The organism is Pelagerythrobacter rhizovicinus, from assembly GCF_004135625.1.
In the GTDB taxonomy this organism is placed as follows: Bacteria; Pseudomonadota; Alphaproteobacteria; order Sphingomonadales; family Sphingomonadaceae; genus Pelagerythrobacter; species Pelagerythrobacter rhizovicinus.
Genome location: NZ_SDPV01000001.1, coordinates 152,880 through 176,827, shown reverse-complemented (window position 1 = coordinate 176,827; position 23,948 = coordinate 152,880). Strand labels below are relative to the sequence as shown.

The 23,948-nt window shown below is 65.0% G+C and carries 23 protein-coding genes; 9 read left to right on the top strand and 14 right to left on the bottom strand.

Annotated features, from left to right (window positions below; all coding sequences use genetic code 11):
- Position 1 precedes the first annotated feature (1 nt).
- Both uxaC and ETX26_RS00965 read right to left on the bottom strand, forming a co-directional pair.
- On the bottom strand, positions 2–1,438 hold the full coding sequence (gene uxaC, locus ETX26_RS00970; protein WP_129522854.1) for a glucuronate isomerase: 1,437 nt from the start codon (positions 1,436–1,438) through the stop codon (positions 2–4).
- 103 nt (positions 1,439–1,541) lie between these two features.
- The gene (locus ETX26_RS00965; protein WP_225425445.1) at positions 1,542–2,597 is read right to left on the bottom strand and encodes a LacI family DNA-binding transcriptional regulator; all 1,056 of its coding nucleotides are present in this window, start codon (positions 2,595–2,597) and stop codon (positions 1,542–1,544) included.
- 109 nt (positions 2,598–2,706) lie between these two features.
- Between ETX26_RS00965 and ETX26_RS00960 the strand changes: the two genes are divergently transcribed.
- Both ETX26_RS00960 and ETX26_RS00955 read left to right on the top strand, forming a co-directional pair.
- Positions 2,707–4,215, top strand: coding sequence for a UxaA family hydrolase (locus ETX26_RS00960; RefSeq protein ID WP_225425444.1), 1,509 nt, complete (start codon positions 2,707–2,709; stop codon positions 4,213–4,215).
- A 121-nt stretch (positions 4,216–4,336) separates the two neighbouring features.
- Entirely contained in the window at positions 4,337–5,119 is a 783-nt protein-coding gene (locus tag ETX26_RS00955; protein WP_404825278.1) for a 2-keto-4-pentenoate hydratase, read from the top strand.
- A 54-nt stretch (positions 5,120–5,173) separates the two neighbouring features.
- On the opposite strand, the gene ETX26_RS00950 is transcribed toward ETX26_RS00955, so the two are convergent.
- From ETX26_RS00950 to ETX26_RS00935, 4 genes are all read right to left on the bottom strand, one after another.
- The gene (locus tag ETX26_RS00950; protein ID WP_129522850.1) at positions 5,174–5,707 is read right to left on the bottom strand and encodes a PepSY domain-containing protein; all 534 of its coding nucleotides are present in this window, start codon (positions 5,705–5,707) and stop codon (positions 5,174–5,176) included.
- A 10-nt stretch (positions 5,708–5,717) separates the two neighbouring features.
- Positions 5,718–6,998, bottom strand: coding sequence for a TRAP transporter large permease (locus ETX26_RS00945; protein WP_129522849.1), 1,281 nt, complete (start codon positions 6,996–6,998; stop codon positions 5,718–5,720).
- Positions 6,989–7,426 (bottom strand): TRAP transporter small permease, encoded by a 438-nt coding sequence (locus tag ETX26_RS00940; protein WP_225425443.1) that lies wholly within the window; start codon positions 7,424–7,426, stop codon positions 6,989–6,991. Before ETX26_RS00940 ends, ETX26_RS00945 begins: the two co-directional genes overlap by 10 nt.
- Positions 7,427–7,496: 70 nt before the next feature.
- Positions 7,497–8,486 (bottom strand): TRAP transporter substrate-binding protein, encoded by a 990-nt coding sequence (locus ETX26_RS00935; protein ID WP_225425442.1) that lies wholly within the window; start codon positions 8,484–8,486, stop codon positions 7,497–7,499.
- A 438-nt stretch (positions 8,487–8,924) separates the two neighbouring features.
- Here ETX26_RS00935 and ETX26_RS00930 point away from each other — a divergent pair, with 438 nt between their 5' ends.
- Positions 8,925–9,764 carry a TetR/AcrR family transcriptional regulator gene (locus ETX26_RS00930; protein ID WP_129522847.1) on the top strand — a complete coding sequence of 280 codons (840 nt, stop codon included), beginning with the start codon at positions 8,925–8,927 and terminating at the stop codon, positions 9,762–9,764.
- Here ETX26_RS00930 and ETX26_RS00925 read toward each other — a convergent pair.
- Positions 9,761–10,384: a TetR/AcrR family transcriptional regulator gene (locus tag ETX26_RS00925; protein ID WP_129522846.1), complete on the bottom strand. Its 624-nt coding sequence runs from the start codon at positions 10,382–10,384 to the stop codon at positions 9,761–9,763. The genes ETX26_RS00930 and ETX26_RS00925 overlap by 4 nt on opposite strands.
- 496 nt (positions 10,385–10,880) lie before the next feature.
- Here ETX26_RS00925 and ETX26_RS00920 point away from each other — a divergent pair, with 496 nt between their 5' ends.
- The 3 genes from ETX26_RS00920 to ETX26_RS00910 all read left to right on the top strand — a co-directional run bounded on the left by ETX26_RS00920 (position 10,881) and on the right by ETX26_RS00910 (position 15,172).
- On the top strand, positions 10,881–13,202 hold the full coding sequence (locus ETX26_RS00920) for a TonB-dependent receptor (protein ID WP_129522845.1): 2,322 nt from the start codon (positions 10,881–10,883) through the stop codon (positions 13,200–13,202).
- A gap of 145 nt (positions 13,203–13,347) precedes the next feature.
- Complete coding sequence (locus tag ETX26_RS00915; RefSeq protein ID WP_129522844.1) at positions 13,348–14,520, top strand: amidohydrolase family protein; 1,173 nt, start codon at positions 13,348–13,350, stop codon at positions 14,518–14,520.
- 73 nt (positions 14,521–14,593) lie between these two features.
- Entirely contained in the window at positions 14,594–15,172 is a 579-nt protein-coding gene (locus ETX26_RS00910) for a flavin reductase family protein (protein WP_129522843.1), read from the top strand.
- A 113-nt stretch (positions 15,173–15,285) separates the two neighbouring features.
- On the opposite strand, the gene ETX26_RS00905 is transcribed toward ETX26_RS00910, so the two are convergent.
- From ETX26_RS00905 to ETX26_RS00890, 4 genes are all read right to left on the bottom strand, one after another.
- On the bottom strand, positions 15,286–16,515 hold the full coding sequence (locus ETX26_RS00905) for an amidohydrolase family protein (protein ID WP_165271670.1): 1,230 nt from the start codon (positions 16,513–16,515) through the stop codon (positions 15,286–15,288).
- Between the two features lie 453 nt (positions 16,516–16,968).
- Positions 16,969–17,643, bottom strand: coding sequence for a DNA oxidative demethylase AlkB (gene alkB, locus ETX26_RS00900; RefSeq protein WP_225425441.1), 675 nt, complete (start codon positions 17,641–17,643; stop codon positions 16,969–16,971).
- Positions 17,630–18,373, bottom strand: coding sequence for a 2OG-Fe(II) oxygenase (locus ETX26_RS00895; RefSeq protein WP_404825247.1), 744 nt, complete (start codon positions 18,371–18,373; stop codon positions 17,630–17,632). Before ETX26_RS00895 ends, alkB begins: the two co-directional genes overlap by 14 nt.
- Positions 18,370–18,912 (bottom strand): methylated-DNA--[protein]-cysteine S-methyltransferase, encoded by a 543-nt coding sequence (locus tag ETX26_RS00890; RefSeq protein ID WP_129522841.1) that lies wholly within the window; start codon positions 18,910–18,912, stop codon positions 18,370–18,372. Before ETX26_RS00890 ends, ETX26_RS00895 begins: the two co-directional genes overlap by 4 nt.
- 463 nt (positions 18,913–19,375) lie before the next feature.
- Here ETX26_RS00890 and ETX26_RS00885 point away from each other — a divergent pair, with 463 nt between their 5' ends.
- Positions 19,376–19,966: an NADPH-dependent FMN reductase gene (locus tag ETX26_RS00885; RefSeq protein ID WP_129522840.1), complete on the top strand. Its 591-nt coding sequence runs from the start codon at positions 19,376–19,378 to the stop codon at positions 19,964–19,966.
- Positions 19,967–20,005: 39 nt separating this feature from the next.
- Here ETX26_RS00885 and ETX26_RS00880 read toward each other — a convergent pair whose 3' ends face one another.
- The 3 genes from ETX26_RS00880 to ETX26_RS00870 form a co-directional block, all read right to left on the bottom strand.
- A complete protein-coding gene (locus ETX26_RS00880) occupies positions 20,006–20,359 on the bottom strand; it encodes a GNAT family N-acetyltransferase (protein ID WP_129522839.1) in 354 nt (117 codons plus the stop codon).
- Positions 20,349–21,236, bottom strand: coding sequence for a pirin family protein (locus ETX26_RS00875; protein ID WP_129522838.1), 888 nt, complete (start codon positions 21,234–21,236; stop codon positions 20,349–20,351). The genes ETX26_RS00880 and ETX26_RS00875 overlap by 11 nt, the downstream gene beginning before the upstream one ends.
- A gap of 108 nt (positions 21,237–21,344) precedes the next feature.
- Positions 21,345–22,208 carry a pirin family protein gene (locus ETX26_RS00870; protein ID WP_129522837.1) on the bottom strand — a complete coding sequence of 288 codons (864 nt, stop codon included), beginning with the start codon at positions 22,206–22,208 and terminating at the stop codon, positions 21,345–21,347.
- 117 nt (positions 22,209–22,325) lie between these two features.
- Here ETX26_RS00870 and ETX26_RS00865 point away from each other — a divergent pair, with 117 nt between their 5' ends.
- Positions 22,326–22,673 (top strand): winged helix-turn-helix transcriptional regulator, encoded by a 348-nt coding sequence (locus tag ETX26_RS00865; RefSeq protein WP_129522836.1) that lies wholly within the window; start codon positions 22,326–22,328, stop codon positions 22,671–22,673.
- Positions 22,670–23,608, top strand: a complete 939-nt coding sequence (locus ETX26_RS00860; protein WP_129522835.1) for a DUF5996 family protein — start codon at positions 22,670–22,672, stop codon at positions 23,606–23,608. The genes ETX26_RS00865 and ETX26_RS00860 overlap by 4 nt, the downstream gene beginning before the upstream one ends.
- Positions 23,609–23,948 lie beyond the last annotated feature (340 nt).

The window sequence follows — 23,948 nt, the reverse complement described above, 5'->3', positions numbered from 1 at the left end:
TTCAGGCGGCTTGCGCGCGCGGCTCGTCGAGCCGGTAGGCGCGCTTGGCAAGGTCGTAGCTGAGTTCACGGGCGAGTTCCGCCGCTTCCCAATCCTCGATCCGGTGCTCGGTGACGAGGCGGGCGAGGAAGGCGCAGTCGACCCTACGGGCGACGTCGTGACGCGCGGGAATCGACAGGAATGCGCGGGTATCGTCGTTGAAACCGACGGTGTTGTAGAAGCCGGCCGTCTCGGTGGTCATCTCGCGGAAGCGGCGCATCCCTTCCGGGCTGTCGTGGAACCACCAGGCCGGCCCGAGCTTGAGGCACGGGTAATGGCCGGCCAATGGGGCAAGTTCGCGCGCGTAACTGCTCTCGTCGAGCGTGAAGAGGATGATCGACAGGCGCCGTTCGTTGCCGAACCGGTCGAGCAAAGGCTTGAGCGCGCGGACATAGTCGGTGCGCGACGGAATATCCGCTCCCTTGTCGCGGCCGTAGGCCCCGTGCAGCCAGCGGTTATGATTGCGGAACGCGCCGGGATGGATCTGCATGACCATGCCGTCCTCGACGCTCATCTCGGCCATTTCGGTCAGCATCTGCGCGCGGAACAGCTCGGCATCTTCGGTGCTCCAGCTGCCGCCGACGACGCGGGCAAACAGCGCCTCCTTCTCCGCCCGAGGCAAGTCGGCGGTCGACGCTGTTGGATGGCCGTGGTCGGTCGCCGTTGCGCCGGCGGCCCGGAAATCGGCACGCCGCTTGCGATGCGCGGCGAGATAGCCGGACCAGCTATGGACGTTCTCGCCGGTCAGGTCACCGAAGCGAGCGAGGGCTTGCACGAAGTCCTCATGCTCGGGGTCGATGACCGCGTCCGGCCGGTAGGTCGTGATCACCTGCCCATTCCAGCCCGAAGTGCGAATCGCGGCATGATGATCGAGATCGTCGTGCGGCCCCTCGGTCGTCGCCAGCCACTCGATGCCGAACCGGTCGAACAGGGCGCGCGGCCGGAAAGCCGGCGTCGAAAGCGCCTCCATTATCCGGTCGTAGTAGTGATCGGCGGTGGCCGCTTCGAGCCGCACGTCGATGCCGAACACGTCCGCAAACACATGATCGAGCCACAGGCGCGACGGGGTGCCGCGGAAGAGGTGGTACCAGGAAGCGAAGGCCCGCCAGGCCTCGCGCGAATCCGCGGCCGAAGGGCCCGCCTTGTTCGAAACGCCCAGCGCCTCCAGGGATACGCCCTGGCTGTAGAGCATCCGATACAGATAGTGGTCGGGCGCCAGCAGCAGTTCGGTCGGATTCGTCCAGGCCGCGTCGGTCGCGAACCAGGCGGGATCGGTGTGGCCATGGGGACTGACGATGGGCAGCCCCCGCACCTCGTCATAGAGCGCCCGCGCGACTGCGCGCACCCCCGGTTCGGGCGGGAGGAGGCGATCGGGATCGAGATCGAGGGGCCGCGTCATTCCTGTCCTTCTCGTGCGGCGATCAGCGCCGCCTTCGTTCCGTTGGTAACCGGTGTCAGGAGGTGATGCAAGGTGCCCCCGCGCAATTTCCGAACGGTGCGTATCAGCCTCGCGGCGGGGCGACCGACGCTCGTCGTACGAGGCTGGAGAGGAACAGCGACGGTTCGCTTGCTCCCTTGCGCTCGGCGGGGTTGCCGACCAGCTTCAACGCCGCCGAGCGCGCCATTGGAATGATGGGCCAGCGCACGGTCGTAAGCGGCGGCCAGATGTGCGCGGCTATGGCGGTGTCGTCGAAACCGATGACCGAGAGGTTTTCCGGCACGGACAGGCCGCGCTGGTTGGCAGCGTGCACGACCCCGGCAGCCATCTCGTCGTTGGAGGCGAAGATCGCGGTCGGCGCCGGCGCAAGATCCAACAGCCGGTTGGCCGCCTGGATGCCCGATTCGAACGTGTAGTTTCCTTCGGCGATGAAGTTCCTGGGCAATTCGATGCCCGCCGCCTCGATCGCCTGCTCGAAGCCTGCGCGGCGCTCGGACGCCGAGCGGAAGCCGCGCGGGCCTTCGATGAGGCCGATCAGCCGGTGTCCCTGATCGACGAGGTAGGTGGTGGCCTCGCGAACCGCCTCGCGATCGTTCGACGCAACCAGATGATCCGGATCGTCGAGCTCCGCCGAACCCATGCGCACGTAACGGCAGCCCAGTTCGTCGCACAGGGCGGCGAGCACGTCGTTCTCGGATATCGGCGGCAGCAGCATCACGCCGAACAACCGCTGGCGGCTGAGGAAGGCGCGGACATCTTCGAGCATGAGCGGGGAGCGGCGGTCGACCGGCCGCACGACCAGTTCGAATTCGGTCCCCTGCAACGCCTCCAGGATGCCCTGCTGGACGTTCAGAACGGTCTGGGCGTTGGGATTGTCGTGGATCAGGCCAATGAGGAAATTGCGGCGCAGCGCCAGCGCCCGCGCCTGCGGATTGGGCACATAACCCAACTCGTCGATCACCCGCTCCACGCGTTCGCGCGTCTCGCTGTTGAGAAGTGCGGAGCGGTTGATGACACGGCTTACCGTCTTCTTCGACACGCCGGCCAGCCGCGCGACGTCGTTGATGGTCGGCTTCGCCGCGCGTTTTGCGGACGACGATGATCTATCCTGTTCCGCCAACGCCCTGCCCTCTCTTTCCGGTCCGCATAGCCACTCCTCACATCGCCGCCAAGGGCATGCCCCTTGCGAGGGCGTGAAGGCAAGCCTAGACTGACACCGGTTTCCAACGATGCAAGCTTCCTTCGCCCTTTCTGCAGACATGCCGGCGCTCCTGCACCTTCACCCGCGCGACAACGTCGCGGTAGCGCTGCGCGCGGTCGCCGCCGGCGAGGCGCTGCGCGTGGGCGAGCGAAGAGTGGTTGCGGCCGGGCCTGTGCCGCATGGGCACAAGATCGCCCTCGCGCCCATCGGAGCGGGTGCGGACGTGTTCAAGTTCGGTTGGCCGATCGGGAGGGCGACGGCGGAGATCGCCCCCGGCGCACACGTCCACACCCACAACGTCGAGACCCGGCTGAAGGGCCTGGAGGGCTATTCGTACGAGCCCGCGCCGACGGAACCACTGCCGCAGGTCGATGCGGAGTTCCTCGGCTATCACCGGGCCGACGGTCGCGTGGGCACGCGCAACGAGATCTGGATCCTGCCGACCGTCGGTTGCGTCGGCCGCACGGCGGAGCGGATCGCCAGCCTCGCCGCAGCACGCCACGGACAGGCGGTCGACGGCATTCATGCCTTCCCCCATCCGCACGGCTGCTCGCAACTCGGCAGCGACCTCGACAGCACGAGGACCCTCCTGGCCGCCCTCGCCTGCCATCCCAACGCGGGCGGCGTGCTGTTGCTGGGGCTCGGTTGCGAATCGAACCAGCTGGACGACCTCGTCGCGGAGATCCCGGACGCCTTGCGGAGCCGCGTGCGCACGCTCCGGGCCCAAGGCGTGGATGACGAGATCGAGAAGGGGCTCGCGCTCGTGGACGAACTCGTCAGCCTTGCTTCGATCGCGGAGCGGCGGCCGGCGTCTCTGGGGGAGCTCGTCCTCGGCCTCAAGTGCGGGGGATCGGACGGGTTCAGCGGCCTTACCGCGAACCCGCTGGTCGGGCGCATGGCAGATGCGGTCGTGGGGGCGGGCGGGTCAGCGGTTCTGACGGAGATTCCGGAGATTTTCGGCGCCGAGCACCTGCTGATGGCCCGCGCCCGCGACGCCGGCGTGTTCAACCGCACCGTGGCGCTCGTGAACGAGTTCAAGCGCTACTTCCTGGAGAGCGGGCAGCCGGTCTCGGAGAATCCGTCTCCCGGAAACCTCGCGGGAGGCATTACGACCCTGGAGGAGAAGTCGCTCGGCGCGGTTCAGAAGGCGGGCCAGTCGCCACTCGCCGATGTCATTCGCTATGGCGAGCGGGTGCGGCACACCGGCCTGACCTTGCTCGAGGCGCCCGGCAACGATGCGGTTTCCTCGACCGCGCTCGCGGCGGCGGGTGCGACGGTGATCCTGTTCACGACTGGGCGCGGCACACCGCTGGGCTTCCCGGCCCCGACACTCAAGATCGCCTCCAACTCCGAACTGGCGGCCCGCAAGTCGCGCTGGATCGATTTCGATGCCGGGCCGGTCCTGGCCGAGGGCCCGGGCGCGGTCGCTGCATTGCTGCTCGACCGGATCCTGGCGCACGCTTCGGGCGAACCGACAGCGTCCGAAAGGAACGACACTCGGGAGATCGCGATCTGGAAGCGTGGCGTGACGCTCTGAGCGCTCGTCCTTCAGGCCCACCGGGTACGTCGTCGAACAAGGAAAAATGCGAAGCGCTGTTGCTTATGACACCGGTTTCCAATATTGAATGGATGAAGTTCTTCAGGGGTTTGACGTGACTTTGGTGAATGAAGATGCTGCGGCCATCGCCAGCCGCTTCCTGGCGGCGCGACGAACAGCGGACGGGCTGAGCGATTACCCCGGCATGCTTCCGGACACGCTCGCGGCGGCCTATGCGGTCCAGGACCGGGCCATCGCCGAGTGGCAGCGCCCCATCATCGGCTGGAAGGTGGGCCGGATCATGCCCCCCTTGAGCGTTCGCTTTCAGGCGGATCGCCTCACCGGCCCGATATTCCTGAGCCGCGAGAACGGCGAGGACATGCCGATCTTCGCCAAGGGTTTCGCCGCGGGCGAGGCGGAGTTTCTGCTGCGGGTCGGAGCGGCGCCGCCGTCCGGCAAGAAGGCTTTCACGCTGGCGGAAGCGGCCGATCTGATCGATGCAGTGCACGTCGGCCTCGAGATTGCCAGCTCGCCGCTGGGCGCGATCAACGACATCGGGCCGATGGCGGTCATCTCCGACTTCGGCAACAACAACGGTCTGGTCATCGGGAATGCCATACCGGACTGGCGTGAAAGCGGGTTCGAGGAATGGGACGTCCGGACGCTCATCGACGGTGTGGAAGTCGGGAGCGGGCGGGCGGCGTCGTTCCCGGATGGCGCGATGGGCTCGGCGCGCTTCCTGTTCGAGCTCCTGGCGCAGCGCGGGATCGAACTCGCCCCGGGGCAGTGGATTTCCACCGGCGCCGTGACGGGTGTCCACGACGCGCGGCCCGGCCAGACGGTCGAGGCGCAGTTCAACGGCTACTCGGTGGAATGCCGGCTGGTCGAAGCCGAGCCGGAGTAATGCGCACCCGCTGCCCGGGCGCAAAACCGCCGAACGGCGGCTAGGGCCTGGACCCTAGTGCTCCCATTCGCGGGCCAGCAGGTCGGCGCTCTCGCCATCCCACCTGATCTCCAGCTTGCGCCCCTGCGGATCATTTCCGTCGGGCCCGTAGAGCTCGTAGATGACCAGTCCGTCGGCCTGCACGCTCTCGATGATGCGGGTCGGTGAGAAGGCCCCATCGTGCCCGGTCAAGGTCTCGCGCACCGGCAGCGGCGTTTCCGAAAGCGCAATGTCGCGCTGGGTCTCGACCACTCGCCACTGCCCGTCTTCTTCCTGCATGACGTCGAATTCGATCTCCGTCCCGTCGGCCAGCGTACCACCGACGTCGTAATACGAGCGCCCGTCGCGTGTCTCGATCTCGGCCTCGTCAATCGTGAAGTCTCCCTGCTCCGCGCGCGCCGCCGCGAGAACCTCGGCGGGCACTTCGGCCACCGGTACGTCGCGCTTGCCCGACGTGTTCACCGCGGTGGCATCGGAGGGCGATTCCGGTTCGCCGGCGCAGGCGGCGGCGAGGAGGGACAGAAGCAGGGTCGAACCGACGCGAGACATCGCTTTCTCCTCAGTCGAAATAGTTCGGCAGCGCCATGGAGAGTTCGGGGATGTAGGTGATCAGCATCAGCGCAACGACAAGCGCGCCGTAGAACGGCCAGATCGTCTTCACCGTCCGCTCGATCGGGATCTTGCCGATCGCCGAGCTGACGAACAGCACCGAGCCCACGGGCGGGGTCACGAGCCCGATGCCGAGGTTGAGCATCAGGATGATCCCGAAATGCACCGGATCGATCCCCAGCGGCATCAGGATGGGCAGAAAGATGGGCGTCGTGATCACGATCAGCGGGGCCATGTCCATGAACGTGCCAAGCAGGAGCAGGATGATATTGATGAGGAGGAGGATCAGGATCGGATTGTCGGTCATGAACCCGATCAGGTTCGCGAGTTCGGCCGGGACCTCGAGGATCGCGAGCGCAAAGCCGAAGCCCGTGGCCGAGGCGATGATCAGGAGCACCATGGCGGTAGTCTTCACCGACTGGACCGCGGCTCCCAGGAACTCCTTCGGCCCCAGCGTCCGGTAGACGAGAGCGCCGACCAGGACCGTGTAGATGACTGCAATCGCCGAGCTTTCCGTTGCAGTGAAGATGCCGCTCAGGATCCCTCCCATGATGATGATCGCCGTGAGGAGCCCAGGCACTGCATAGAGCGCCGCGCGCAGGAAAGGTCGCCAGCCCGGGAAGATGCCGCGGGGATAGCCTTTCCGCCGTGCCACCACATAAGTGACGATCATCAGCAGGAGCCCGGTGAGGACCCCGGGCACGATGCCGGCCAGGAACAGGTCACCGATCGACACGCCGGTACCCGAAGCCGCCGCGTAGATGATCATGTTGTGGGAAGGCGGAATGAGCAGTCCGACGATTGCTCCGGTCGCGGTCACGTTCACCGCGTAGTCGGTATCGTACCCCTTTTCCTTCATCAGCGGGACCAGGGTGGACCCCATGGCCGATGCGCAGGCAATGGCGGAGCCGGATACGGCGCCGAACAGCATGGATGCGCCGACGTTCACCTGCCCCAGACCGCCCCGTGTGCGGCCGAAAGTGGCTTCGGCCACCTGCACCAGGCGGGTTGCTATCCCCGCCCGGTACATCAGATCCCCGGCGAAGATGAAGAACGGGATGGCCATCAGGCTGAACACGCTGATGCCCGCGGCCATTCGCTGGAACACGACCACCAGCGGGAGGTCGATCGCGAGAAAGGCGGCGATTGTCGCACCCAGGAGGGCGAACGCCACCGGCACGCCAAGCAGCAGCAGGACCAGCAGAGTGAGGAAGAGAACCGCTAGCTCCACTGACCGCTCTCCATCTCCATGTCCGCGCTTTCCTCGCCTGCGCTGTCCTCCAGGATCAGCTCGGTCGCGAAGAGTGCCATCAGCACGCCCGACAGCGGCAGCGGCAGATAGGCAACGCCGCGCGGCAGGCCGAGAGTCGGGATGACATGGCTCCAGGTGCGCGCGACCAGTTCCCCTCCCCACACAAGAAGTGCGACGCCGCTCAGCCCGACAACCACGTGCGCGACCAGGCGCACCACGCGGCGCACGGAAGGCGGCAGCGCCGACTGCACGGCGACGATGCGGATGTGAAACCCCTCGCGAACGCCCGCCGCGGCGGCGAAGAACACGTACCAGATCATGAGAACCAGCGCGGCCTGCTCCGCCCATGACGGACTGTCGTTCAGGACGAAGCGGCCGAACACCTGCCAGCCGATGACGGCCGTCATGACGACGAGTCCCGCCGCGCCGGCATGGAGCAGGCAAGCACTCGCCGCTCGATTCACGCGTTTCAAGGTATCAAGCATTGCCGTCCCCCATCGCCAGCACCGCGCGCATGATATCGTTCTGCACGTCGGTCGTGACGAAGCTCTCCCAGACCGGATGCATTCGTCGCCGGAAAGGCCTGGGGTCGACTTCGTTCACCCGGACTCCGTCGGCGACCAGCGCCTCTTGCGCCGCTGCCACGCGCGCATCCCACAGGCGGCGCATGTAGGGCACCGATTCGCGCGCGCTCTCCATCACGATCTCCCGGTCTGCGGAATTCAGATTGTCCCAGCTCACCTTCGACATCAGCAGCACCTCTGGAGCCATGACGTGGCGCGTGAGGCTGTAGTAAGGCGCGACTTCGTAATGACGCCCGCTCTCGTAGGAGGGCCAGTTGTTCTCCGCTCCATCGATCACGCCCTGGACGAGCCCCTGATAGACTTCGCTTAGGTCCATCGGTGTCGCGGCGGCGCCGAGACCCTGGATCATCGCCACGTAGAGGTCGGAATTCTGAACCCTGATCTTCATGCCGTGCATGTCGGCAGGCCGTTCGATCGGGCCGCGCGTATTGTAGAAGGACCGCGCGCCGGAATCGTAGAAACACAGGCCGATCATGTCGTGCGGCGCGAGCGAGCGGAGTACGCGCTCGCCCGGCTCCCCGTCGAGAACCCGGCGCAGATGGGCCTCGCTATCGAACAGGAACGGCAGCGAGAAGATCGTGGTCAGCGGCTCGATCGAATTGAGCGGCGCGAGATTGACGCGGTTGAAATCGAGGCCGCCGAAGCTCGTGATCTCCAGCGTATCGCGCTCAGCCCCGAGCTGACCGCTGGGGAATATCTTCACCCGCAGTCTGCCCCCGCTCCGCCGCTCCACGAGATCGCCGAAGTACCGAAAGGCCTGAACGGTCGGGTAGTCGGCAGGATGCGTGTCCGTCCCGAACAGGGTCGACCGACCGCCCCCGCCACATCCGGCCAGCCCCATGGCGAACGCACCGCCGACGAAGGCACGCCGGCTGACCTTCAATGCACCGCTTCCCGGCCAAAAGACTTGTACGCACCTGCGTCCACGATCCTCACCTCTCCCAGTTCTGCCGCACCTCAGGAACGGTCATTTGCGCTTGGTGTGGCATATTATGACACCGGTTACCAGTATGAACTTTCGGCGGTCGGATCAATGGCTGCCGGGCGCCTCGCGCTGCGGCAATGGCGCACGAAACGGATCGACCACATCCGGGGCGGAGGTATCGTCGACCGCTGCGAACGCCGGGGCGCGAGCACCGGTCCCATTCGAGCTTGGTCCCGATCGAGATAGATCAATGCTGGCCCACGCCCGGCGCAATCTGTTCGGATCGGTTGCTATTGCGCACCTCTCCTGGTGTTGGCACTGTCTCCACATGATCGAGGTGCTCCAGTTCGATACTCCCCCGCTGCGGAGCTGGGCAAGTTGTGGTTGGAGGCTCGGGTGAGCCGCAAGGCGCCCATGCTGGACCGGGCGGAATTGTACGAAGCGGTGTGGTCCTCCCCGCTCACGGAGATTTCCCATACCTTTGGGCTCACGCCGGGCGGCTTGGCGAAGATGTGCGATCGGCTCGATGTGCCGCGACCAAAGCGCAGCTATTGGCGGCTCTCAGCGAAGGAGCGGACTGCTCTTCGTCCTCCCCTCCCTCCATATGAGCCCGCAACCGGCAAGGCGAAGACCGTGTCTCCCAAGATGAAACGCACCCGCCTGCCAATAAGGGAGCGTCAAGCGCAGCTACTCGAAATCGCAGCGCGCATTGTCGAGCAGGAGGGCGTTGACGAAGTCAGCCTCAACCGCCTGGCCCGCGAGGCCGGGATCTCCCAGGCGCAGGCGCACAACTGCTTCCCGCGCCGGGTCGATGTGCTGGCAGAACTGGCGCGGCGCGAAATTCGCGAGTTCGAACGCTCAAGGCAGGGGGTCGTACTGCGTGGACAGGACCGGATCACACAGATCGTCTTGTCCACCGTAAACTACCTGAACGAAGCCGGACGGCGGGGCTCTCTGCTCCAGTCGATCCTGCTCGAGACGGACGTGCGCGAGATCCTGCGACGCGAACGGGCGGCGACGCGCGCGATGCTGACCGATCCCATTATCAACTCGATGTCGATGACTTACGGGATGAGCAAGGAAGAGGCGCTCGGGAGCAACCGACTGGTCACTGCGCTTTGCCTGCGCACGGGCAGGCTCATCGCCAATCGCGACTTGTCGATCGAGGCCGGCATCCGCTTGTGCCTGCCGATGGTGATGGGCTGCGTCCGCAGCAACGCCCAGCGCGCCGCCTAGGTACGGGCGCTCGGCTGGGGTCGCAGTTCCTCTAGCGAGACCGTGATATGCCGGCGGCAAAGATCATGCGCCATTTCCAGCGAGATATCGCCGCTGCGAACAAGCCGCGCGCCCTCCTCGGGCATCGCCTGGAGGATCTGGACAATCCCAAGCGCCTCGCGCGGACCGTAGCGTAGCTCACCCTGGATCTTGCGCGCCAGCTTCCGAAGGACGCCATTGGCCAGCGTTTTCATCCGGCCATGCAGGTGGCGAACGAGCCACCGCTCGCGAAAACAGAGCTCGATCGCCGAACCGTAGGTGACGATGTGATCGAGATAGACGCCGGCGCTATCGGTCGCGGCCGCCAGCATGTCCTGCCGATCTGCGGCTCGATCGAGCCCAGCCTTCAGCAGCAGGTCCGCATGACGGTCGAGCACAGCGATGAGCAACGCATTGAGATCAGGAAAGTAGGAATAGAACAGCGACCGGCTTGTCCCCAGGTCAGCCGCAATATCGGCGGGAGCAATTCGCGCCGATCGCCGCAAATTGATCTGGCGATCCGCCTCCAGCACCATCATTGCAACGCGATCCTGTGCGCGCATGCGGGGCTGCAGGTCCACTTCGCGCACGCGTTCACTCATGGACCGGACCATAGGGTGGAGCAGCGGGAATGGAAAGGTGAGCCGCGCCGGGCGCACAATGGGGCGATCCTGCGCCTCGCGTCATCGTTGCGGTTCTCTCCGATGCCACGATCCAGATCGGGGTTCTCGCTGTCGTCTGAATCATATACACCCCCTGTTATTTGAGTTCTCGTCAAGAATGCGGATCGTGCGTAGGATTCGCCTTTTCGGATCGATGCCGCGCTTTCGAGACGCAGATCCGAACAATCCTACGCCCCGCCCTAGCGCCTCACGCGTAGGCGCTTTTGCCCCAAGAGAGCGCTCCCTCGGACGGCAAAGCGCGTGGGAGAGGACTGCTGAATCTTGGAAAGACGGATTTACTGACCTGCACTCCATATTGGGACGATGACGTACGCTATGCTATAATACATCACCTGTTTACGTATTGACACACACTCAAATAACATGACAGGTTGCTCTCAAGGGCTTCTCGAGGAGCTCGCAATGGGAGAGAGAGATGGACAAGAAGGCTTTCGGGCACGCAGGCGCGCTTGCGACCGTGGCGGCCGCGGGCATGCTCGGCGCGACGCCGCTTGCTGCTCAGGAAGCAGAGGAGCACTCAGCCCGCAGCACGGCGGCGTCGGGGGACGTCATCCTTGTCACCGCACGCAAGCGGGTCGAGGACGTCCAGGACGTTTCCGAGTCAATAACCGTCGCTAGTGGTGAGGCTCTCGAAACCTTGCAGATCGTCGATTCGCGCGATCTCACGCGGATTGCGCCTACCCTGACGTTCCGCGACAACCCCATGCCGATGTCGTCCGCCTTTGCCGTTCGCGGAATCGGGACGTCATCGTTTTCCTCGACCGTCGAGCAAAGCGTCTCGACCGTCGTCGATGGTGTCGTGCTCGGCCAGCCGCAATCAGCCGCATCTCTCATCGACATCGACCGCGTGGAAGTACTGGAGGGGCCGCAGGGTCTCCTGTTCGGCAAGAACGCGTCGGCGGGGCTGGTCAACATTGTCACCAACGCGCCGCGCCTCGGCCAGTTCGCCGCCGAGATGTCCGCCACCGTCGGAACGGACGGAGAGTTTCGCAACAGCGGGATCGTCAACTTGCCGATGGGCGAGCAGTTGGCCGTGCGCCTCGTCGGCTTCCGTAACCGCACCGAGGGCTTCATCCACAACCCGTATCTGGGCGAAGACTACAACGGTACACGCAACTACGGCTTTCGCGGCAAGGTCCTGTTCGAGCCGAGCGACGCCGTAAGCATTCTGGTGACCGGCGACTACGCGAAGGACACATCGGTCTGCTGCTTCTCGACTGCGCTGACGCTCGGCGAGAACGCCAATCTCGCGAACTACTTGGGCCAGTACGGAATCGAACCCGGGCCGGACAACCTCTCGGTGGTCTTTGGCATGCCAACCGGCACGTACCCCGGCGCGCCGCTCCGCCGTTACAAGGGTTTTACGGGGCAAGTCGACATCGATCTCGGCGGCATGTCGCTGACCTCGATCACGGGTGTGCGCGACAATCACCACATCCTCGACTTCGATGGCGATCAGACGCCGCTCGACCGCTTCGACTACAACGGGGGCGACTATCGTTACCGGCAGTTCAGCCAAGAATTGCGGCTTGCGTCCGATCCGGGGCAGACGATCGAATGGCTCGCCGGTCTGTATTACTTCCGCGGCAAGAACGATGTTCTCTTCCGCGCCGGCGGGCGCCTGCTCGGTCCGGCGCCGGCGCCGCTGGTCGTCGGCGTCATCGAAACCGACTTCGTCAGCAAGAGCTACGCGGGATTCGGCTCGGTCACCTGGAACGCAACAGACGCTCTCCGCGTGCGGGTGGGCGGGCGTCTGACCCACGACGAGTTGCGCGCCCGCCGTGTCGCCTACGATCTGCCCGGCGCCCTTCCCGGCTCCTCCGCGATTATCGGCAGTGTCGCAGGGGATACGGTGGAACGCGGCGAGTCGACCAACTTCTCGTGGAAGATCACGGGCGAATATGACGTTGCCCCGGATGTCATGGTCTACGCCAACGTAGCCCGCGGCTACAAAGGGCCCGGACTAGCTTCGACGGGCGTCGTCCAGCCGGACGTCAGCCCACTGATCCGCCCCGAGACTGTCATGGCTTACGATCTGGGCGTGAAGTCACGCTTCCTCGGCGGAGCGGCGACTTTCAACGCGGCAGTGTTTTACGAGAAGTTCAAGGACTTCCAGACCCAGATCTACGACACCAGCACCAATCCGCCCGATTTCCGGACCACGAACGCCGGCGGCCTCGTGACCAAAGGCGCCGAGGCGCAGCTCGCGGTCCGGCCGGTTCAGGGCCTGAACCTGTCGGCGAACGCTGCGTACGTCGACGGGGAGTACCGTGATCTGGACGGCCTCTCATGCCCTTACGCCTATACCGTGCCGACGCTCAGCAACGGCTGCCGCCTCGTCAATGGGCGCCCCGTAATCGACGTCCATGGCAACCAGCTGGCCAACTCGCCCAAGTTCAAGTTCAACGTCGCTGCGAACTTCGAGACGCCGCTGACCGACGACATGGACCTGCTGCTCGCCACCGATTACTCCTGGCAGGACGACGAGCAGTTCTCGGCGACGGGCGATCCCATGACGATCCAGCCCGCCTACGGGATCTGGAACGCCTCGGCAGCGCTCTCTTTCGCCGATGGCATGTTCGAGCTGCGCGGCTTCGTCCGCAATATCACCGACAAGCATTACGCCACGTTGATCACGCCGAACTCGGCCGACACTTCGGGCGGCTATGCCCAATACCTCTCTCGTTACCGCGAGCGCCAGGCGGGCCTCACTCTCCGAGTCCGCCTTGGTGATTGACGACTGGAGCGGGCGGCGAATGCGGACCCCATCCGTCCCGCGACTGCCCGCTCCATTTTTCAGCCGCAACTGGGATGACCGCCCTCCAGGTTCGCGGCGAGGCAGATTTTCTGAAGGGCCTGCGTTTCAAATTGGGAGATGATCTATGAACTACGCCTATGGGCGCGTCATCAACGACGCCGACAGCCACACCATGGAAACCGACGACTGGATCTACGAGTTTCTCGATAGCCACGAACTGCGGGAGAAGTACGGCACCCTCTACAAGGCCGATAAGTCGGGCCGCGTCGTCGGCATGATCGAAAAGGCGAAGGCGCGCGCGGGCGATCCCGAAGCAGATGCAGCCGCGGCCGAAGATCCGATCGCGGGTGACAAGGGGTGGATGGCGTTCGGTGCGTTCGACGCAAGCGAGCGGACCCGCATGCTCGACAAGTATGGTTTTACCAGCCAGCTCGTCTTTACGACGGCGTGTCTCGCCGCGATGGGCAAGGCCGACAGCGAGGAAGAGAAATACGCCATCGTTCGGGCTGCCAACAAGGCGCAGCAGGCCTTCTGCGATGGCGACAAACGGCTGGTCAACGTGGCCTACATCCCGCTCGACAATCCTGCCATGGCATTTGCCGAAGCCGAGCGTGCAATCGGCGCAGGCGCGGGTGCGGTAGGTGTTGCGCCGATGCCCTGCGGAGACATGTCCCCGGGCCATCCCGATCACGCGCCGTTCTGGAAAATGCTCGAGGATCGCAAGATCCCGTTCATGGTCCACATCGGAACCGGCACCAAGACGCAGCCCAAGGGATACCACAACAACGGCCGTGAGCGCGCACCCGACCTCCACGGCGGCGGCGAGAATCTGCGTTTTGCCGATTTCACCTCGCTTTGCTTCGCGCCTCAGGAGTTTCTTACGGCCATGATCTATGACGGTGTCTTCCAGCGGCATCCGGGCTTGCGCGGCGGCGTCATCGAATCCGGCGCAGGCTGGGTCCCCGACTTCCTTCGCCGCCTCGACTACGCGCACAAGTCCTTCAAGCGGACGGACCCCTACGTCCAGGAGCTCGAGATGCTTCCGTCCGAGTTCATTCGCCGCGCCGTCAAGTTCACCCCGTTCCCGGGTGAGGACGTCGGCGAAATGATCCGCGATGGCGGCGCAGAGCTCTTCATGTTCTCGAGCGACTACCCCCACCCGGAAGGGACGAAGGATCCGGTCGGCAAATTCGAAAGCACGCTCGAAGGCGTCGACGAAGAGATCAAGGACATGTTCTATCGCACGAACTACGATGCGATGATGAACTACCATTCGAGCGCGGCGCTGGCCGCCTGACCGACGGCGCAGGAGGGCGACCGGCACCTGCCGGGCGCCCTCCTGCGTTCCCACCCTTTCACGGGGCGCCTGCATGAGCGAACTCCACATCCGGCCCTCGGCGATTGTCGACGCGCCTCCCGAAAAGCGCTTCTCGCTCCCGGAGAACCGCACCGGGCCTCAGCCCCTGGAGAGTTTCCTCGAAGCGATGGCCCGCTTGGCGAGCGCGGTTCACATCGTCACCACACACCACGCCGGTAGCGATTACGGCATGACGGTGACGGCGGTGACTTCGCTCTCGACCGATCCGCGGTCCATCCTGCTGTCGGTCAATCGCAAATCCGCGGCGCACGATGCGCTCGTTGCGGCCGGCGAGCTATGCATAAACACGCTCAGGCCGGGTCAGGCCGCGCTGGCAAGGACGTTCGCCGGGATTACCGGCGTGCGCGGCCACGCGCGCTTCGAACACGGTGCGTGGGAGTTCGGCGACCGACGGCCGCCAGTGCTCCGCGACGCGGCTTCGCTGATGCTCTGCAATGTGCTGCAGTCGCACGTGATCGGAACGCACCGTGTCTTTGCCTGCTCGGTCAGCAGCGTGATGCTTGGGCAGGAAACGCAGGCCCTCGTCTACGGCAACCGCCGCTTCGGGGAGGTGGCTTACATCGAGGACTAGCTTGATGGAGCAGGCCGGCCCCGGCATCTTGCAGGATCTTCCTGGATGCATGACTTCGGTCTCAAAGAGGCTTGGCCGAACGGCATGCACGCCCGCCGCCAGAGGGTTGGCGATCATTGCGGACCGAAACGCCCGCGCGCCGCTTCGATCAGCGGCGCCGGCGTAATTGCCTGCCCGTTGACGAAGACAGTCTCGACCTTGCGAATGTCCCGGGCGTCGCGCGCCGGATCCCCGTCGATCAGGACCAGATCCGCCTCGTACCCCGGCGCAATCCTTCCGATCCGGTCGCTCAGGCCCAGCGCTTCCGCCCCGTTCAAAGTGGCGATGCGAATTGCCTGGGGCGCGGTGAAACCCGCTTCGACGAGCAATTCGAATCCGCGCTGGTTGCCGAAGCCGGGAACGACGTGGCGCCCGAAATCGGGGCCGGTCAGGAGTGTGCCCCCCGCCGCCACGAAGCGTCGCTCGAAGGCGAGAATCTTTTCCCAGACCGCGGACGTCCACCGGGTGGTTGCGGCATCGGCTTCCAATTGCGCCCTGTGGGCCGCCAGCCGATCGCGCGCGGCGGGCGTCAGCATCGCCAGGCTCCGTGCATCGCCCTGCGGGCGATCGGCGAACCGCCCTTCCAGAATTGCCAGTGTCGAGGTGAGCGTGACATCCTGCGCAACCAGCGTCGCGATCAGGCGCGAAACTTCCGGGCTGTCCAGATCGAGAGCATCGAGCAAGGGCACCGCCGAGCGGCAGCTACGGGGCTCCTTGTCCGGAACGAGATCGGTTGCGGATGTAAGCCCGTGTTCGATCCCGTCGATGCCCATTACAGCCGCCTCGGCAAAGGTGATCGAGCAGAGATGGCCTGTCACGCGCCGGCCTTGCCGATGCGCCTCGTCGATCACCGCCGCCGCGATCGCCGGTTCAGTGTGCCGGTAGAGTTTGAACCACTGAACGCCGCGCTTGCTCCAGTCGCGAACGAATGCGCGCGCCGCCGCTGCGTCAGCGGGCATGGCCATGGCAGGGCTGCCGCCTGGCCCGGAGATATAGGGCGCGCTGGGGAGAATTTCGGGACCGATGCGCTCACCTTGTGCAATCTCCCGCGCAAGCGCGAGCTCGCGTTCGGGCTCGGCGCTGCCTGCCGTCATGACCGTGGTCACCCCGCCCGCGATCCACAGGCCCGCTGCGACTTCGCCGGTGAACGTATTTCCCGGCACATGGGTGTGATCGTGCATTCCGACAAAGCCGGGGATGATGGTCTTGCCCGTGCCGTCGACGATCTTCGTGCCCGCGGGGGGCGCAAAATCCCTGCGCGGCACGACCGCTGCGATCCGATCGCCCTGGATCAATACGGCCATGTCCGCGCGGGGCGGCGCACCTGTCCCATCGATCACCGTCACGCCGACAACGGCCGTACGGGGGAGAGGCGCCTCTGAATCCGGCCATGCCGTGGCGGCCAGCGCAAGATACACGGACAGCACCGAGAGTAACTTTCCCCACGGGATCATCTTGTCCCCCCTCGACCCAAACCGGTCCGACCGCTGCATCAACCGGTGCCAAGAAGACACGCAAGCGAGGTTCGACGCTCCGTGCCACACGCGCGGCAGCAATGGACGAAATGGCTCGTGCGGAAGCGTCAGCAAACAGCCGCGCTCCACCAGCCCAACCGTAATCCGTGTCCCGGGCCGAAACTCGACCGGCGGCCGTCAAGCCAACTTGCGGTAAAAGCGGATCATCCGCTTTTCTCTCCTAACGGTATCGGCGACGGACAGAAGTCGCCGAGCTGAAAACTGGTTCGATCGCTCCGGCCCTTAGCCCCTGGGCAACGCCCGTCTGAAAGTGAGATTGTAGCGGATGCTCCCGGTCAGCGGATGATGGCCTTCTGCGAGGGCACGTACACCGTGGAAGGTCATACGCGCCGGCCCGCCCCAGACGACCACGTCACCGTGGGTGAGCGGCACGCGGCGCGGACGATCGACGCGCTGCTGACCGCCCCAGAGGAAGATGGCGGGAAGGCCGAGCGATACCGAGACGATTGGGTGGCCGAGATCGTGCTCATCGCGGTCCTGATGCAGCGAGAGACGAGCCCCCGGCTCATAGCGATTGATCAGGCAGACATCGGGTGCAAATTCCCGGAAGCCGGCCGCGTTCGCCGCACGCGCCGCGAGATCGGTGAAAACGGCCGGCATCGCGGGCCAGCGCTTGCCGCTTTCGGGATCGACCGGATCGTAGCGATAGCCGCTGCGATCGCTCACCCATCCGACAGCGCCGCAGTTGGTCATCGCCACCGACATCAGCCCGCCGCCGGGCGTCAGCAGGTGACGGAACGGAGCATCGCGCTCGACCACGGTCAACGCGTCGAGCAGTGCGCGATCGATCGAACGCGCCATGCCACCGAGCACCAGAGCACCCTCGTCCAGCCGTACGTCTCGCGACGCCGTGTCGTACAGGTCGAGCGGGAGCATGATTGTCTCAGGTGGCGTCATGGAAGATGATCCCCAGCGTGTGGCGATGGCCCGCGCGCAGCTTGCTGACGCCGTGGCGGAGCTTGACACGATATGCGCCGCGTTTGCCCTGCACAGGCCGGTTGTTGACCGCGAACACTACGGCATCGCCCTGGCTGAGCGGGACCACCATCGCGCGCGACTGCATGCGCGGACGCTGCTCGGTCAGCACGAACTCACCGCCCTCGAAATCCTTTCCCGGCTCGCTGAGCAGAATCGCGATCTGGAGCGGGAAGACGTGCTCGCCGTAAAGATCCTGGTGGAGCGCGTTGTAGTCATCCTCACCGTACTGGAGCAGCAGCGGCGTCGGGCGGGTCTGTCCGGCCGCGTGGCAGCGCGCGATGAAGGCGGCGTGGTCGTCCGGAAAGCGCGCGTCGCCCCCCATCGCTTCGTGCCAGCGGTTGGCGATCGGCGCGAGGTGCGGATAGAGATTCGTGCGCAGGTTCTCGACCAGAGGCGGCAGGGGATAGGCGAAGTACTTGTACTCGCCGCGGCCGAAACCGTGCCGGGCCATGACGACGTGGCTGCGGAAGTCTTCTTCCCGGTCAAATCGGCGCGCGAGCGCGTCGCACTCCTGCGTGGAAAGCAGCTTCGGCAGGACCGACCAGCCCTGGTCGTCGACTTCGGTGGAAACTGTCGCCCAGTCGGCCGGTCTGACGCGGACGCCGGCTTCGTGAACTCTTGTCGCGATGTTCCTGATTGCAGTGCTCACGCCATCGCCTCCCGGTTGAGCAGCTTGCGCTTGCGTTGCACGCCCCAGCGGTAGCCGGAGATCGACCCGTCGGCCTTGACCACGCGGTGGCAGGGGACGGCGACTGCGAGCACATTGGCTGCGCAGGCGGCGCCGACCTCCTGTGCCGTCGCGGGCACCGGTAACGCTCTGGCGATCTGGCCATATGTGACGGTCTCGCCCGGCGGCACGGCACGCAGCGCCTGCCAGACGACCCGCTCCAGCGCGCCGCCGCGAATGTCGAGGGGCAGGTTCAACCCCTCGTGCGGCGCTTCGAGCAAGGCGACGACTTTCTCCACGACGGCTTCCAGGCCAGCCTCGTCGAGAGTCATCCGCGCGGCCGGGAAGGCGCCGGCCAGCTCGCGGGAGAGCGCGGTGCGATCGTCCCCCATCAGGATGGCAGCTACGCCCGTCACGCTGGCCGCGACCAGCGCTGTGCCCAACGAAAACGGGGCGAAAGCGAAGCGGATATCCTCCGCTGCGGCCTCGCGGAGGTCTATAGTGCCAGGCATGGTGTTCATGACGGTGTCCTCTGTCTGTTGCCAGCGCGCGCTTTCGCATCCTGCCGATGGACCGGCATCCCGGCTCTTGTTCTCAAATCGAGAAGGGGGCTGGCGACCTGAAACTGCCAATGACACACAAGCGCACCGGGGCGGCGGTGGTGCTCAGACGGCCGCGGCTTCGCCAACTCGGGCGAGTGGCCAGAGCTTTGCTTCTTAGTGACGCATGCCGCCGACATACCGTCACTCCTGGGCCTCAAACTCGCTCGTCGAGAGCTGTCATGCATTCAGGCGCTGCGGACAACGGAAACGGGGCTGCAAGTAGACCGACTGCAGCCGCAGTGGACTTGTTTCTGCGCGAATTGGGCAGCGCCTATCAGGCTTCGGCTAACTAGCGGTCGGAAGCCGCACGATTGCCATATCAATCCTCTCGAGCCACTATGGACTTTCCCGACGCGGCGGATCGAGAGGCGACCACGACGAGATGAGCGACCGGATTCTTGTCCTCTACGGCTCGTATCGCTCCGATCGGACGGGCATTCGTCTTGCAAACTACCTAGTGCACGGCCTGAAAGACCGCGGCAATGACGCTCGCCTGCTTGACGCCCGTGAGATCGGGCTGCCGATGCTCGACCGGATGTACAAGGAATACGCGCCAGGCGATGCGCCGCAGGCGATGCAAGACCTGGCTGAGCAGATCCGCAGCGCCGATGCGTTCGTGTTCGTGGCAGGGGAATATAACTGGGGCGTTCAGCCCGGCCTCAAGAACCTTACCGACCATTTCCTCGAGGAATGGTTCTGGCGTCCGGCAGCGGTGGCGAGCTACTCGGCGGGCAGATTGTCCGGGGTGCGCGCCAACCTCGCCTGGCACGGGACTCTGTCCGAGATGGGCATGGTGGTCATTCCCAGCACCGTGGCGGTCGGGCCCATCGTCAAGACGCTCGACGAAAATGGTGCGCCCATAGGCGAGGCTGGCCGCGCGCTCGATCGCGCGTTCTCACGCTTCGCCGGCGACCTGGCCTGGTGGACCGCCGCAGCAAAGCATCAGCGAGCGCAGACGCCGCCGCCTTACTGACCTGGGCGATCATCGATATCCGAGTTGACGGTAGGGTCACTACTCTCTGAATTGTGCCGCAGTCAGCTTCGGTTTCTCGCCCGGACCGATCGTAAAGACGTCGCGCCATTCCGGGTGTTTTTCGTACCGGGCGCGGACATAGGGACAGAGCGGGATGACCTTGAACCCGCGCGCGCGCGCATCAGCGACCAGATAGTCGACCATCGCCGCGGCGAGGCCCGTGCCTCTCAGCTCGTCGGGCGCGCCCGTGTGATCGGCACTGATCAGATTCGGCCCGCGACGAGTAAAGGTAATCTCGCCTTCCGCATCGATCCCGGCAACCTTGCCGACATATCGGCCGCGTCTTTCCCCGTCTTCCAGCGCGACGGTGATTTCGGGTCTCTCATCGGGCATAATCGCGATCCTCTGGAAAAGGGGTGAACTCTTCGCCATCGGCATCCGGCAGCTTCATGCGCCCCTGCTTCCAGTCCTCCTTAGCCTGCTCGATACGATCTTTCGACGAGCTGACGAAGTTCCACAGCATGAAACGCTCGCCGATGGGGTCGCCGCCCAGCACCATGATGGTGGCCGCTTCCCTCGCGGTGACAGGCACGTCCCTGCCCGGGTCGAACACCGCCATCTGTCCGGTCCGCAGGACCTGGCCCGCGATCTCCGCGACCCCGGCGGCGACGTAGACCGCGCGTTCCTCGTACTCCGCGGGCAGAGTGCGGCTCGCGCCCGCATCCATATCCCAGTGCATGTAGAATTGCGGGCTGTGCACCTTGACCGCCGATCGCATCCCTTCGGCGCTGCCCGCGATCAGCCGGCCGCGCAGGCCCTTCTCCTCCCATGTGGGCAAGTCGGCAGATCCTTCATGGTGGTAGAACGCCGGATCGGCTTCCTCGTGCTCGGTCGGCAGAGCGACCCAGGCCTGAATGCCGTGCATATGCGCGCCGTGCTCGCGCGCGTGATCGAAGCGCTCGGAATGGGTGATGCCGCTGCCGGTGACCATCCAGTTGACCTCGCCCGGACGGATATCCTGCGTCACGCCCAGGCTGTCGCGATGAGTCAGAGCGCCATCGTAGAGATAGGTCACGGTGGAGATGCCGATGTGCGGGTGCGGACGAACATCCATCTCGCGCGGAAAGCCGGGAGCAAGGTCCGCAGGGCCCATGTGATCGAAGAAGATATAGGGCCCGACCGTGCGGCGAGCGTGGAAGGGCAGCACCCGGCCCACCTCGAACCCGCCGCCGAGATCATGCGTACGTTTGTCGATAATGCGTTCGATCATTCGTGATTTCCTCGATCCCGCGAGTCGTTTGATGGGTCAATCGGGCAAGAGTGTGACGGGTGCGCGCAAAAGTGCCCGGAGAGATCTCTCCCTCCGGACACGGATGGATCAGGCCGGGGCCAGCGCGCCGAACTTGCCCGAGTTGAAATCCGCGATCGCTTCACGGATTTCTTCCTCTGTGTTCATCACGAAGGGACCGTAGCCGAAGACGGGCTCGTCGATCGGTTCACCGGTCATCACCAGCAGCATGGCGTCGCCATCAGCCTTGATCGTGACGCCCTCCCCATCTCTGGAGAGCCGCGCGATCTCGGCCTCGCCCACACCCTTGCCATCGATCGTGACGTGCCCCGAGAGGACCGCGATCATCGTGGTGTGGCCATGTGGCAGGGGCAGCGTGACGACCGCATCGGCATCCAGCCGAACGTCCCACAGATTGATCGGCGTGAAGGTGCTGGCGGGTCCCTTGGTGCCGTCGAAATCGCCGGCGATGACCCGCGCGCGACCGGCGTCGAAAGTCACTTCGGCGATCGCGTCACGCGTGATCGCCTGGTACTTGGCCGGGGTCAGCTTGTCCTTCGCGGGGAGATTGACCCACAACTGCACCATGCGGAACGGACCGCCGGTCTTGGAATAGCCGGGCGAATGGAACTCCTCGTGCAGCACGCCGGATCCGGCCGTCATCCACTGAACCTCGCCCGTGCCGATGGTGCCGCCACCGCCGGTGGAATCGCGGTGGCTGACCTCTCCGTCATAGACGATCGTCACCGTCTCGAAGCCCTTGTGCGGATGTTCGCCGACGCCGCGCGGATGACCCTTCACGGGCTCGAAGGTCCACGGTCCGGCATAGTCGAACAGGAGGAAAGGGCTGATCGCCGTGGTATCTCCGTGATAGCTGAACAGCGAGCGCACGGGGAACCCGTCGCCGACCCAGTGAGGAGTGTCGTTACGCAGGATGGTGTCGAGCGTCTTCATGGCATTGACCTTTCGAGGGGGCGCATCGTCTGCCTCGCCCCGGGCATTGCTTTCGTGTCCGGTGCAACATATGTCTGTGCGGACATGGCAGCAAGTACGGTCCAAAGGGATACTGCGATGAACCGGCCTGCAACCGCAGTCGAAGGCTGGCACTGCCCCGCAGAACGGACGCTCGACTTCCTTTCGGGCAAATGGCGTCCCATGGTCATCTTCTGGCTCATGGAGGGCCCGCTGCGCTTCAACGAGCTGCAGCGCCGGCTCGGTGCGATTACCCATCGCACTTTGTCGAAGACGCTGAAGGAAATGGAGGCGGACGGGCTGGTCCAGCGCAAGGACTACGGTGAGATTCCGCCCCGCGTCGACTACTCGCTTACCGATCGCGGCCGCAGCCTCAAACCCGTCTTGCAGGCGATGGAAGACTGGGCGCAAGACCAGCCCGAGGGAAATCAAGGAGAGTTGCGATGAGCGACAATGCCGAGTGGCCGGACATTCCTTTCGCGCCATGGAAGGACACCTGTGCCGCCCTGCACCTGCAAACGCAGATCGTCGGCAAGTACCGGCTGGCTCACACGCCCTGGGTCAATCACTCGTGGCATGCGACGCTCTACGTCAATGCAGACGGACTGACGACCGGGCTGGTCCCCGACGGTCCAGGCGTCACTGTCCAGTTCGACCTGCAGCGCCAGCGCCTCATCGCGTCATGCCCGACCGGAAAAAGCGACGGCTTCCCGCTCGAACCGATGTCGATCGCTGCATTCGACGGCAGGTTCAAGAAAACGATCGCGGCGCTCGGCGGATCGCCGGAGTATCATGGCTGCCCCAACGAGTTGCCCGACGCGACTCCCTTTGCCGAGGATACCGCCGCGCGGCCGTGGGACGCCGATGCGGTCTCCCGCTTCCATCGCGCGCTGGTGCGGATCGACGCGGTGTTCAACGAGTTTCGCACCGGATTTCTGGGCAAGGTCAGTCCGGTGCATCTGTTCTGGGGCAGCTTCGACCTTGCCGTGACGCGCTTCTCGGGCAGGCCAGCCCCGTTACATCCCGGCGGCATTCCGAACCTGCCCGACGCCGTCACCAGGGAGGCCTACAGCCACGAGGTCAGTTCCGCCGGCTTCTGGCCCGGCGGCGGCGGGATCGATGAACCCTGCTTCTACTCCTACGCCTATGCGACACCGGACGGGTTCGCCGAACAGCCCGTGAGGCCGGAGGCAGCACGGTTCGACAACAATCTGAGGGAATTCGTGCTGCCGTACGAAGCGGTCCGTTCAGCCCCGGACCCACGCGAAGCGCTGCTGGAGTTTCTGAACTCTACCTTCGACGCTGCAGCAGGACTCGCGGAGTGGGATAGGAACCTGACCTGCGCGTTCGGCCGGAAAGGCCTGCCGCGCCTCGTAGGCTAGGCAGAAGCGACGCTCCTCCGACACGAATGACAATCTCATCCGTTGCACCTGAGGATGTGACGCCATCGCAGGATTGATGTCCGCTTTCCGGCGAATTGATCGCCCCCCGTGGTCACGCGTGTCTGCCGCCGCGACCGGAGGTATCTTGATCAGCTATGGTGCGCTTGACCCGAGTACGAGCGACCTTCCGCCAGCCGCGCTTCTGGCCAAGAGCCTCACGCTCCGCGGATATCTCGTGCGCGAGCTCCTGCGGAACCCGTCCGGCCTGTCCGTCGCGAAGGAATTCATTCTCGATCGCCTCGCAGCTCCCGGACCGAAAGTAACTCGCCGTAACCAGCCA